At 67.3% G+C, this 11,886-nt stretch carries 9 protein-coding genes and 1 pseudogene; 7 read left to right on the plus strand and 3 right to left on the minus strand.

From position 1 onward, the window contains the following. The first annotated feature begins 42 nt into the window (after nt 1-42). The 5 genes and pseudogenes from AB0J91_RS08170 to lipA form a co-directional block, all read left to right on the plus strand. Complete coding sequence (locus tag AB0J91_RS08170; RefSeq protein WP_363865349.1) at nt 43-1,008, plus strand: thiamine pyrophosphate-dependent dehydrogenase E1 component subunit alpha; 966 nt, start codon at nt 43-45, stop codon at nt 1,006-1,008. A gap of 13 nt (nt 1,009-1,021) precedes the next feature. Continuing rightward, on the plus strand, nt 1,022-2,053 hold the full coding sequence (locus tag AB0J91_RS08175; RefSeq protein ID WP_363865351.1) for an alpha-ketoacid dehydrogenase subunit beta: 1,032 nt from the start codon (nt 1,022-1,024) through the stop codon (nt 2,051-2,053). Between the two features lie 2 nt (nt 2,054-2,055). Further along, entirely contained in the window at nt 2,056-3,579 is a 1,524-nt protein-coding gene (locus tag AB0J91_RS08180; RefSeq protein WP_363865353.1) for a 2-oxo acid dehydrogenase subunit E2, read from the plus strand. Between the two features lie 9 nt (nt 3,580-3,588). After that, nucleotides 3,589-4,959: a dihydrolipoyl dehydrogenase gene (gene lpdA, locus AB0J91_RS08185; protein WP_363865355.1), complete on the plus strand. Its 1,371-nt coding sequence runs from the start codon at nt 3,589-3,591 to the stop codon at nt 4,957-4,959. A gap of 64 nt (nt 4,960-5,023) precedes the next feature. After that, nucleotides 5,024-5,929: pseudogene (gene lipA / locus AB0J91_RS08190) on the plus strand (lipoyl synthase); the annotation flags it as partial. A gap of 148 nt (nt 5,930-6,077) precedes the next feature. Here lipA and AB0J91_RS08195 read toward each other — a convergent pair. The 3 genes from AB0J91_RS08195 to AB0J91_RS08205 form a co-directional block, all read right to left on the minus strand. Further along, the gene (locus tag AB0J91_RS08195; protein ID WP_363865655.1) at nt 6,078-7,001 is read right to left on the minus strand and encodes an LCP family protein; all 924 of its coding nucleotides are present in this window, start codon (nt 6,999-7,001) and stop codon (nt 6,078-6,080) included. A 220-nt stretch (nt 7,002-7,221) separates the two neighbouring features. Continuing rightward, the gene (locus AB0J91_RS08200; RefSeq protein ID WP_363865357.1) at nt 7,222-7,467 is read right to left on the minus strand and encodes a hypothetical protein; all 246 of its coding nucleotides are present in this window, start codon (nt 7,465-7,467) and stop codon (nt 7,222-7,224) included. A gap of 318 nt (nt 7,468-7,785) precedes the next feature. Beyond that, on the minus strand, nt 7,786-8,487 hold the full coding sequence (locus tag AB0J91_RS08205) for a GntR family transcriptional regulator (protein WP_363865359.1): 702 nt from the start codon (nt 8,485-8,487) through the stop codon (nt 7,786-7,788). A 242-nt stretch (nt 8,488-8,729) separates the two neighbouring features. Here AB0J91_RS08205 and AB0J91_RS08210 point away from each other — a divergent pair, with 242 nt between their 5' ends. Together AB0J91_RS08210 and AB0J91_RS08215 are read left to right on the plus strand one after the other, a co-directional pair. After that, entirely contained in the window at nt 8,730-10,394 is a 1,665-nt protein-coding gene (locus AB0J91_RS08210) for a BCCT family transporter (RefSeq protein WP_363865361.1), read from the plus strand. A gap of 229 nt (nt 10,395-10,623) precedes the next feature. Further along, nucleotides 10,624-11,847, plus strand: a complete 1,224-nt coding sequence (locus tag AB0J91_RS08215; protein ID WP_363865363.1) for a pyridoxal phosphate-dependent aminotransferase — start codon at nt 10,624-10,626, stop codon at nt 11,845-11,847. Nucleotides 11,848-11,886: the final 39 nt, after the last annotated feature.

The following is an 11,886-nucleotide window of genomic DNA, read 5'->3' on the forward strand; positions in this document are numbered from 1 at the left end:
CCCCATACCTTTGGCGTCCCAACGGCGACGAAGAGGAGCAACATGGCGCTGAACAAGCAGGCACTGCTGGGTGCGTATCGGAAAATGACCGAGATTCGAGCATTCGAGGACCGCCTTCACGAGGAGAACGCGACCGGCGACATTCCCGGGTTCATCCACCTCTATTCGGGGCAGGAAGCGATCGCGGTCGGCGTGTGCGAGAACCTGCGCGACACCGACCACATCGGTTCCACCCACCGCGGACACGGGCACTGCATCGCCAAGGGCTGTGACATTCACGGGATGATGGCCGAGATCTTCGGCAAGGAGGACGGACTCTGCCGCGGCAAGGGCGGCTCGATGCACATCGCCGACCTGTCGGTGGGCATGCTGGGCGCCAACGCGATCGTCGGTGGCGCACCGTCCCTGGCCATCGGTGCTGCTCTGAGCTCCAAGACGCTGGGCAACGGCGGCGTGGCGGCCTCGTTCACCGGTGACGGCGGCTCGAACCAGGGCACCGTCTTCGAGGCGATGAACATGGCGGTCGTGCTGCAACTGCCGATCGTGTTCGTCATCGAGAACAACGGCTTCGGCGAAGCCACCGGCACCGACTACGCGGTCGGCGCCCCGGACATCGCCGCGCGCGCCGCCTCCTTCGGAATGCCCGGCGTGTCGGTCGACGGGACCGACTTCTTCGAGGTGCACGAGGCGGCCCGGCAGGCGGTCGAACGCGCCCGCGACGGTGGGGGCCCGACCGCGATCGAGGCCCGGGCGCACCGCTGGTTCGGCCATTTCGAGGGCGACGCCCAGCTCTACCGCACTCCCGAGCAGGTCGCGGAACTGCGCCGCACCAAGGACCCGCTGTTGAACTTCCGCGCCAAGGTCGATTCCAGGAAGGCCAGTGCGAAGGAACTCGACTCGATCGAAGAGGAAGCCCGGCTCCGGGTGGACGACGCCGTGGCCAAGGCCCGCGCGGCGGCATACCCCGAGGTCGAGAGCCTGCTGACCGACGTCTACGTGTCGTACTGAGGGAACGGAAATCATGACTTCGTCGAAGAAGACCTACCGCGAAGCGGTCAAGGACGCGCTGGCCCAGGAAATGCAGCGCGACGCCACCGTGGTGCAGATCGGTGAGGATCTGCGTGGCGGCCACGCCGGAACCAATCCGGATCTGGAAACGAAGAAGATCGAGGCCTTCGGCGGCGTTCTCGGGGTCACCAAGGGCTTGTGGGGCGAGTTCGGGTCGAATCGGGTCATCGACACCCCGATCACCGAGTCGGCGATCATCGGGATGGCGGCCGGCGCGGCGCTGACCGGTCTGCGGCCGGTCGCGGAACTGATGTTCATGGACTTCTTCGGGGTCTGCTACGACGCGCTGTACAACCAGGCGGCCAAGTTCCGGTACATGTTCGGCGGCAAGGCGCGCACCCCGCTGGTGGTGCGCGGGATGATCGGCGCCGGGTTCAACGCCGCAGCCCAGCACTCCCAGTCGCCGTACAACGTCTTCGCCGCGGTGCCCGGTCTCAAGGTCGTCGCGCCCTCGAACGCTCACGATGCCAAGGGGTTGCTGATCCAGGCGATCCGCGATGACGACCCGGTGGTGTTCTGCGAGCACAAGACGCTCTACGACAGCAAGGGCGAGGTTCCCGACGATCCGTTCACGCTCCCGTTCGGCGTCGCCAACTACACCCGCCAGGGCACCGACGTCACGGTGATCGCGTTGTCGGCGATGGTCAACGCGGCCAACGCTGCGGCCGACAAGCTCGCCGCCGAGGGGATCTCGGTGGAGGTGGTCGACCCGCGCACGGTGTCGCCGCTGGACGAGGAGGGTGTGCTGGAGTCGGTGGCCGCCACCGGCCGGGTTGTGATCGTCGACGAGTCGGCCGCGCGGTGCGGGTTCGGCCACGACGTCGCCGCACTGATCGCCACGAAGGCGCTCGGTTCGCTGCGCGCCCCCATCGAGTTGGTTACGCCCCCGCACACGCCGGTGCCGTTCTCACCGAAGCTTGAGAACGCCTGGCTGCCCGACGCCGCGCGGATCGAGGACGCGGTGCGCAAGGTGGTGACGGCCTGATCATGAGCGAGATCAACGCGATCGAGGTGCCCAAGTGGGGCCTGTCGATGGAGGAGGGCACCGTCACCGTGTGGCGCGTGTCGGAGGGAACCAGCTTCCGCAAGGGCGACCTGCTCTGCGAGGTCGAGACCAGCAAGATCACCAACGAGCTCGAGGCGCCGTTCGACGGGCTGCTGCGGCGGATCATCGCCCAGCCCGGCGAGACGCTCCCGGTGGGCGGAGTTCTGGCGGTGTCGGCGGCCGAAACCGTGTCCGATGCCGAGATCGAGGAGTTCCTGTCGTCCCGCGGAACGACCCCGGTACCGGCCGAAGCCCCCGCCCCCGCCGAAGCCGCCGCTCCGACAGCAGCACGCGCCCCGGCAGCGGCTCCTACCCCGACGGCGCCTCCCGTCCCGAAGCCGGAGGCGTCGTCGGGCTCCACCCTCGTGCCGGAGTCCTTGCAGGGCCGGACCAGTCGTGAGGTCTTCGCGACTCCGCACGCGCTCATGATGGCGGCGAAGCTCACGATCGACCTGGGCAAGGTCACCGGAAGCGGGCCTGCCGGTCGGGTGTCTGTGGAGGACGTGCACAACGCCATCCGCGCAGCTGGGGGATCAGTTGCCACTCCCCCTCCCCTGGTTCGCTCCGGTCTGCCTGGCCGCTCGTCCCAGGACGACAGCGAGGTCGATGCGACGCCGGTCGCACGCAGGTTGGCCGGCAACCTCGGCATCAACCTGCACGACTGCCGGGCGACCGGTTCACGCGGGCGGGTCTGCGAAGCAGACGTCCGCGAGGTCGAGCGGAAATTCGGCTTGGTCACGGCGAGCGCCGAAGCCTCGAGCGACGCCGAGACCCCGGTGGAGTTCGAAACCGTGGCGTTCAACCCGATGCGCAAGGCGATCGGGCAGCGGCTGCAAGCGTCCAAGCGCGATGCCCCGCACTTCCGGCTCACCGCTGATCTCGAGATCGACGATCTGCTCGCGTTGCGCAAGCAGATCAACGCCACGGTGCCGTCGGTGAAGCTGTCGGTCAACGACTTCATCGTGAAGGCGTGCGGAGCGGCGTTGCTCAGGGTGCCCGAAGTCAACGTGCAGTTCGACGAGCAGACCCAGTCGGTGCGCCGCTACACCCACGCCGATGTCTCCGTGGCGGTCGCCCTGCCCTCCGGACTGATCACGCCGATCGTCCGCAAGACCGACACCCGCTCTCTGGCATCGGTTTCCGAGGAGGTGCACTCTTTGATCACCAAGGCCAAGAGCGGCACGCTGGCGCCCGAGGAATTCCAGGGCGGCACGTTCACGGTGTCCAACCTCGGCATGCACGGCGTGCGCGAGTTCGACGCGATCATCAATCCGCCGCAGGCGGCGATCCTCGCGGTCGGAGCGGGCACACAGCGACCGGTCATCGCGAACGGCGAGGTCGTCCCGCGCACGATCCTGACGGTCACGCTCTCCTGCGACCACAGGGTGATCGACGGAGCGCTGGGCGCCGGTTTCCTGGCCGAGTTGAAGCGATTCGTCGAGTCACCGGCCCTGATGCTGGTCTAGGGAGTGTCCATGAGCGAGAAGTACGACGTGCTCGTCATCGGTGCCGGGCCCGGTGGCTACGTGGCGGCGATCCGCGCCGCGCAGCTCGGTCTGCGGACCGCGGTCGTCGAGCGCGACCGGCTCGGCGGGATCTGCCTGAACTGGGGCTGCATCCCGACCAAGGCGCTGCTGCACGGCGCCGACGTCGCCCACACCTTGGCGAATCTCAAGCCGCTGGGTTTCAGCGCGACCGGCGTGGATTTCGACATGGCGGGACTGGTGGAGTTCAGCCGCTCGGTGTCGAAGCGGCTCTCCAGCGGCGTCGGCTACCTGATGCGCAAGAACGGTGTCGACGTGATCACCGGTTCCGCCCGGTTGACGGGCAAGGGTGTTGTCGACGTCGACGGTGCGGAGTACCGCGCCGATCACGTCATCCTGGCCACCGGTGCGCGCCCGAGGCCAGTACCGGGCGTGGTTCCCGACGGCGACCGGGTGTGGACCTACTTCGAAGCGCTGGTTCCCGCGGAACTGCCGGAGTCCCTGCTGGTGGTCGGGTCCGGAGCCATCGGTGTCGAGTTCGCGAGCCTCTACGCCGATCTGGGCAGCGAGGTCACCCTCGTCGAGCTGGCGCCGCAGATCATGCCCGCCGAGGACCCCGAGGTCGCCGACCACGTTCGCACGCGGTTCGAGAAGCGCGGAATGCGCGTGCGGACCTCGACCTCGGTCTCCGAGATCGCCGTCGGCACGGATGCGGTGACCGCGACTCTGGGCGGCGACACGATCACCGTCGACCGGGTGCTGGTGGCGGCGGGTGTGCAGGGCAACGTCGAAGGGCTCGGCCTGGAGGAACTCGGGGTCGAGCTGGACGGCGGTTTCGTGCGAACCGACCAGTGGTGCCGCACCAACGTCTTCGGTCTGTACGCGATCGGAGATCTTGCGGGAACCCCGTGCCTGGCCCACAAGGCCAGCCACGAAGGGGTGCTGTGCGTGGAAAAGCTCGCCGGAGTCGGGCACGTCTCACCGCTCGACCACGACTACGTGCCCGGCTGCACCTACGCCCGCCCACAGGTCGCCAGCCTCGGACTGACCGAAGCACAGGCCGCGTCCACCGGCCGGGAGCTGCGCATCGGGCGCTTCGACCTGACCGCATCGGGCAAGGCGCTGGCCCTCGGCGAGCCCGAGGGCTTCGTCAAAACGATCTTCGACGCCACCAGCGGCGAACTGCTGGGAGCGCACATGGTCGGTCCCGAGGTCACCGAACAGGTCCAGGGCTTCGGCATCGCCCGCTCCCTGGAAGCCACAGCGGACGACCTCGCCGAGGTCGTCTTCGCCCACCCGACCCTGTCGGAGGCCATGCACGAGTCGGTGCTCGCCGCACTCGGCCGCCCGCTCAACACCTGACGACCTCCGGGTCCGCGGGGCCTCACACGCCCCGCGGACCCGGATTCCAGCGAGGAAGTAGAACATGACGGTCGCCCCCGAGGGACGCCGGCTGCTGCGCATCGAGGCCCGCAACGCGCGAACCCCGATCGAACCGAAGCCGGACTGGATCCGCACCCGCGCCCGGACCGGCCCGCACTACACCGAGCTCAAGGACCTCGTCCGACGCGAAGGACTGCACACCGTCTGCGAAGAAGCGGGCTGCCCGAACATCTTCGAATGCTGGGAGGACCGCGAGGCCACCTTCCTCATCGGAGGGGACCAGTGCACCCGCCGCTGCGACTTCTGCCAGATCGACAGCGGCAAACCCACCGAACTGGACCGCGACGAACCGCACCGGGTCGCCGAGAGCGTGCGGACCATGCGCCTGCGCTACGCCACCATCACCGGCGTCGCCCGCGACGACCTCGACGACGGCGGCGCCTGGCTCTACGCCGAAACGGTCCGCCAGATCCACGCGCTCAACCCCGGCACCGGCGTCGAGAACCTCATCACCGACTTCGGCGGCGATCCCGGACTGCTGCAGCAGGTCTTCGACTCCAAACCGGAGGTGCTCGCGCACAACGTCGAGACCGTGCCCCGGATCTTCAAACGAATTCGCCCCGCGTTCCGCTACCAGCGATCCCTGGACGTGCTCAGCGCCGCACGGGAGCACGGCCTGGTCACCAAGTCCAACCTCATCCTCGGCATGGGCGAAACCCCGGAGGAAGTGCAGGCCACCATCACCGACCTGCACGAGGCCGGCTGCGACCTCCTCACGATCACCCAATACCTCCGGCCATCCCCCAAGCACCACCCCGTCGAACGCTGGGTCACACCCGAGGAGTTCGCCGAACACTCCCGCTTCGCCACCGACACCGGCTTCGCAGGGGTACTGGCGGGACCGCTGGTGCGGTCCTCCTACCGCGCCGGACGGCTCTACGCAGACGCCGTGGCCTCGACACCCCCTTGACGGCCGAGGAAACCGCCCGAGCCAGACCTGACGTGTGTTGGACCGGGGGGCACCAGTCTCCACAAGCAAATGTGGATCATGAAATTCGCCCCACGAATGAACTTCCGCTGACGCTTGCCCGGGGACGTCAGTTCACGATCAGGTCCTCCGGTACCGGGTCGTCAGCTTCCATTGCCTTGAAGAGCCGAAGCGCTTTCTCCCTGTCCCACTGGCTGGCCTTGGCGTCGGTGACCGGAACCGTCGTCGTCACCACGCCGCCTGAGGACATGCCGCGCATCGCCCACCCCAGCGACAGCAGGTCGCCCGGGCCGTCGGAGTCGAGCATCGTCAACGCGCTCGCGCCCTCGTCCGCCAGCGCGTACGCACGGAACGGGTTGATCAGGGTGGTGATGCTCGACGCCTCGGCGGCCAGGGCGCCGATGAACTTGCGCTGGTTGGCAACCCGGTCCAGGTCCGATCGCGGGGTCGCGTCGCTGTAGCGCATTCGCACGAACGTCAGGGCGTCCGGGCCGTTCAACGTCTGGCAGCCGGCTTGGAGGGTTTGACCCGTCTTGACGTCGTGCATTTCCTGGTCCAGGCACATCTCGACGCCGCCGACCGCTTCGACGAGACCCGCGAAGCCGCCGAACCCGACCTCGGCGTAGTGGTCGATGCGCAGCCCGGTGGCCTGCTCCACCGTCTGCGCCAGCAGCTGCGGGCCGCCGACGGCGAACGCCTCGTTGATCATCGTCCGGCCCTGTCCCGGGACCGGCACCCGCGAGTCGCGTGGGATGCTGATCAGCGTGGGGGTCGTGGAGTTGTCCGGCAGGTGCGCAACCAGGATCGTGTCCGTGCGCTGACCGTCCGCATCTCCCACGTGCAGGCCCGCCGCCGTCTCCGGATCCAGCCCTTCCCGGCTGTCCGAGCCCACGACCAACCAGTTCGTTCCCGCGGCGGCCTCCGGTCGGCCCGGGTAGTCCGGGAAGGCGTCGATCCGGCGGACCGACGAGTCGACGTGGAACCAGAGCCAGCCCGCGAACACCACCGGGAGCACCACCACGGCCACCAGCAGCGGAATGATCAGGCCCTTCCAGCTCCGCCGCTCCGCCACCGGCCCCCGCCCCGCCGGGCCGATCACCGGTCGCCGCTGCGCGTGCCAGTCGCGCCGGGTCTGATTGGTCTTCATATTCGAGGAGACGCTCCGGTCGGCCTGAGGTTGTTCGCATCGCCGGAATAGGACGGCGCCTCCGTGTCGAACCCGGGGCACAAGTTCCGATCACGACCGAACCCGCCTACCTTTCGACCAGCATCACGCACACCACCGGCCACTCCGTGCCGATGACCCGAGACATCCCATCCCGATGTCCTGAGACCAGACAGTGCTCGGCCCGGACCGCTTGCCAGGCGTACGTGTCATGGCGGGCGCAGCAGACGTGCTGGCAAATGCCCGCAGAGGGACAGGTGTTGCAGGCGCCGCCACCAGGCAGGCGTCCCGCCCACGCGGGTAAGGACCAGTCGTGCACGCCGATGGCCCGCATTACCAGTTCTGAGACAGCAACCGGCGCGGGCGCCAGTCGCGTGAAGGCTGTCTACGCCCGCACTGGACGCGAATAAGCGATGATCATGTCGAACAGGGCAACGACATCGCCGAGCTCGTCGTGGGCCACGCGCACCGTCGGACGGCCCGTGCCGGAGACCCTCGCGAAGCAGGTCGGCCAAGGTCCGGAACTCGTAGAGGATCGAGGTGTTCCCCGCGGCATAACACCCCAGCTGGTCGCTAATCTGCTCCGCTGCCTGCCGCTGAACCCGCCGACCGCGACTTCGAGCACGTCGCGGACCTGGTACAGCGCGGCATGTCAGAGCTCTTTCCGGAGGGGAGCGCCACCCACGAGCGAATCGTCAGCAGTCAGTGTCGCCCGCTCGCTGGAGCGGACGTGGTCGCGCATGGCGAACTCGGCGCCGAAACCGTCCTTCTCCTTGATCATTTCCAGCACGTGCCGGTGTTCCGATAGCGAGGCGCCGAGCCGTCCCGGGCGAGTCAGTGATGCCGACACGAAACGGTGGTAGGCGAGCTGATTCATCAGCTTCCGGTAGTGCGTGTCCAGCTGCGTGCTGTCGGCGCCGCGCACCAACAGCTCGTGGAACTCGTGGACCAGGCCGGCATAGCCCTCGGCGTCCTCCTTGGCGACGGCGTGGCCAGAACGTTCGATGTTGTCCTCCAGCTCGTCCAAGATCGGAACCGAGCCCCGGGACGCGAGCAGCCGCGCCGCCATCCCTTCAAGCATCTCCTTGAGCTCGAACAGTTCCACGACCTCTCGACGACTCGGCCGGCGGACGAAAGTACCGACCCGTGGCCGGATTTCAACCAAACCCTCGATCTGGAGCTGCTTGAGCGCTTCACGAACCGGGGTCCGAGAGACGTCGTACTCGATGGCCAGCGCCGTTTCCGACAGTGGCTCACCCGGCAGGTGGCGACCTTCAATGATGCCGCTGCGAACTCCTGCGACAACGCGTTCTTGCGCTCCACCGCGGCCGGACCGGACACCCTGCTGTTGCATGCAAGTAAAGGTAGGTCGGCCCGGATCTGTTTGCAACAGAATGCCGCGGCCTCTTGCCGTTCAGAACCGATTAAGTCCAGGTCTAGGCCGGATACTGCTCGCGCGACCTCATCGGTTGAGCGCAGATCTGGGTATTGACCGTCGCTGCTGTTGCATGCCACGGTTCCTTCCAACACGGCTGCCTGCCCCTGCTGGCACAACGCACTTCCACTGTTCTTTCAGGCCAGTTCACGGAGACAACGATGTCTGATTCACCTACCGCGTCGCCGGAACACCGGCGACCCGGGCCCGTCCTGCTCGTCTCGCTCACCCTGGCGGTCGCGATCGCCGTGTGGGGCACCGCCGCCGGTGACTCGCTGTCCCGGGTGGGCTCGGCCGCGCTCGACGGCATCACCCGCAGCTTCGGCTGGGCCTACCTGCTGGTCTCGCTCGGGTTCCTGATCTTCCTGGTGTTCCTCGCCTGCAGCCGCTACGGCCGGTTGCGGCTCGGCCGCGACGACGAACGTCCCGCCTTCCGCAGGCTCACCTGGTACGCGATGATCCTGTCCGCGGTGATGGGCATCGGCCTGATCTCCTACGGAGTCGCCGAGCCGATCTCCCACCTCGCCGAGCCCCCGCACGGCATGGCCGCACCGATGACTCCGGCCGCCGCGGTGACGGCGATGCAGTTCTCCTTCTTCGACTGGGGTCTGCACGCCTGGGGCATCTTCGCCGTCGTCGGACTGGCGATGTCCTGGTCGATGTTCCGCCGCGGACGCCCAGGGCTGGTCAGCGCCCTGTTCCGGCCGCTGCTCGGCAAACGCACCGAAGGTCCCGTGGGTGGGGCCATCGATGTGTTCGCGGTCCTGGCGACGCTGTTCGGCACCACCACCTCCCTCGGGCTCGGGGCGATGCAGATCAACGGCGGCTTCACGGCCCTGTTCGGCCTCCCCGACTCCCCACCCGTGCAGTTCGCCATCATCGGCGTGATCACCCTGCTGTTCACCGCCTCCGCCCTGACCGGCGTCGCCCGGGGCATCCGGTTCCTGTCCGAGACCAGCATGGGACTGGGGGCGCTGCTGTTCGTGTTCGTGCTCGTCGTCGGGCCCACCCTGTACCTGGTGGACCTCTACGTGCAGACCATCGGCCGCTACGTCAGCGAACTCGTATCGGCCAGCCTGATCACCCCGGCCAGCGGCGATCTGGACTTCATGCAGTCCTGGACCTACTTCATGCTCGCCTGGTGGCTGTCGTGGGCAGCGTTCGTGGGGGTGTTCCTGGCGCGCATCTCGCGCGGCCGCACGATCCGCGAGTTCGTCACCGGCGTGCTCGTCGTGCCCAGCGCGGTGTTCTCCATCTGGTTCACCGCCTTCGGCGGCACCGCCATCCACAGCGACCTCGCCGGCAGCACCCGCATCGCCGTGGCGGCCGCCGCCGATGAGAACTCGGCGTTCTTCGCCACCCTCCAGTCCCTCCCGCTGCCCACGCTGACCTCGATCGTCACGATCGTGCTCGTCGTGCTGTTCTTCGTCTCCGGCGCCGACGCCAACACCTTCGTGCTCGGCATGCTCACCAGCCGGGGGTCCGAGCAACCTCCACAGTGGATCCTCGCGCTGTGGGGCGTGGTGACCGGCGCTGCCGCCATCGCCCTGCTCGCCGCGGGTGGCCTGGAATCCCTGCAGCAAATGGTGATCGTCACCTCCGCACCCTTCCTGCTCATCCTCATCGGCGTCGCCATCGGATTCTGGAAGGACCTCAGAACGGAGTTCGTCCCACATGACACTCCCCTGATCGAGGGCGCTGTGACATCCACAGCCGCCCACAGCACAGTGGCACAGCCTGCGTCGGCGAACTCCGTCGGCTCCAGCGACAGCGAGCGTCTCGACGGCCCTGTCTCCGCATCACTCCCGGCTGAACCGAGGAACTGACCCTCCACTCACCGACGCAGGCGAGTTCCGGCACCAACCAATCTCGCTACGAGGCAAAGCGGCTCTGTCGGGCACGGCTCCAAGACCGTGCCCGACAGAGCCGCGCCTGCGATAGCAACATGCTTCGTACGCGATGATTGCCGCGTTTCGGCAGCAGAGATCCGCCGATGTGAGATGCACCCTGGCGCAGGAGCTGCAATTTCGGGCGCCAGTCGACTAAATTGGACGCATGAGCTCACACCTCGACCAAACACGTTTTCCACGGGTCTCTCAGCGCATTTCCGCGATCGGCGAGTCGGTCACTCTCGCCGTGGATGCCAAGGCGAAGGCGATGCGCGCTGCCGGAGAGTCGGTTGTGGTTTTCGGCGCCGGCGAACCGGACTTCCCGACTCCCGATTACATCGTCGAAGCCGCTGTTCGGGCGTGCCGCGAGCCGCGTTTTCACCGCTACTCCCCCGCGGCTGGACTTCCCGAGCTCCGCGAAGCGATCGCGGAGAAGACCAAGCGGGACTCGGGATTCCAGGTCGACCCGTCTCAGGTCCTCGTCACCAATGGTGGCAAGCAAGCGATTTACGAGGCGTTTGCCGCCATCTTGGATCCCGGCGACGAAGTGATCGTCCCGGCTCCCTACTGGACGACGTATCCGGAGTCGATCGCCCTTGCCGGTGGTGTCCCGGTCAATGTGACCGCGGACGAGTCGACCGGGTACCGCGTTTCCGTCGAACAACTCGAGGCTGCCCGAACGGATCGCACGAAGGTCTTGTTGTTCGTCTCGCCGAACAACCCCACGGGCTCGGTCTATACCCGTGAAGAAATCGAGGCGATCGGCCGCTGGGCCGCCGATCATGGGCTCTGGGTCGTGACAGACGAGATCTACGAGCACCTCGTCTATGGAGCGGCCGAGTTCCACTCGCTGCCGGTGGTCGTTCCGGAGATCGCGGATCGGTGCATTGTCATCAACGGCGTGGCGAAGACCTTTGCCATGACGGGCTGGCGCGTGGGATGGATGATCGGGCCTACCGACGTCGTCAGGGCGGCCTCGAACTTGCAGTCGCACACCACGTCCAACGTGTCCAACGTGGCTCAGGCCGCAGCGCTGACCGCGGTTTCCGGCGACCTGTCCGCGGTTGCTGAGATGAAGTCGGCCTTCGATACCCGCCGACAGACCATCGTGCGCATGTTGAACGAAATCGACGGCGTCGTGTGCCCCGAGCCAGAAGGGGCCTTCTACGCCTATCCTTCGGTGAAGTCACTGCTGGGCAGGGACTTCGGTGGTGTCCGTCCGAGCACGACGGTCGAGCTTGCCGAACTGCTGCTGGACAAGGCCGGCGTGGCAGTCGTCCCGGGAGAGGCATTCGGGACTCCCGGATATCTTCGCCTGTCGTACGCACTGGGACTTGACGACCTCACCACGGGCGTGTCCCGCATCGCCGAGTTCGCCTCGGGCGCATGAGCGAGCATCCCGGAAGCCTTGAGACACGACCGGTCGCAA

It is taken from the genome of Saccharopolyspora sp. NPDC049357 (assembly GCF_040677225.1).
Classification (GTDB): domain Bacteria; phylum Actinomycetota; class Actinomycetes; order Mycobacteriales; family Pseudonocardiaceae; genus Saccharopolyspora.

Coding starts and splice junctions, on each gene's coding strand:
- AB0J91_RS08170 (WP_363865349.1), top strand. CDS start 43: ATGGCGCTGAACAAGCAGGCACTGCTGGGTGCGTATCGGAAAATGACC.
- AB0J91_RS08175 (WP_363865351.1), top strand. CDS start 1,022: ATGACTTCGTCGAAGAAGACCTACCGCGAAGCGGTCAAGGACGCGCTG.
- AB0J91_RS08180 (WP_363865353.1), top strand. CDS start 2,056: ATGAGCGAGATCAACGCGATCGAGGTGCCCAAGTGGGGCCTGTCGATG.
- lpdA (WP_363865355.1), top strand. CDS start 3,589: ATGAGCGAGAAGTACGACGTGCTCGTCATCGGTGCCGGGCCCGGTGGC.
- AB0J91_RS08200 (WP_363865357.1), bottom strand. CDS start 7,467: ATGCGGGCCATCGGCGTGCACGACTGGTCCTTACCCGCGTGGGCGGGA.
- AB0J91_RS08205 (WP_363865359.1), bottom strand. CDS start 8,487: ATGCAACAGCAGGGTGTCCGGTCCGGCCGCGGTGGAGCGCAAGAACGC.
- AB0J91_RS08210 (WP_363865361.1), top strand. CDS start 8,730: ATGTCTGATTCACCTACCGCGTCGCCGGAACACCGGCGACCCGGGCCC.
- AB0J91_RS08215 (WP_363865363.1), top strand. CDS start 10,624: ATGAGCTCACACCTCGACCAAACACGTTTTCCACGGGTCTCTCAGCGC.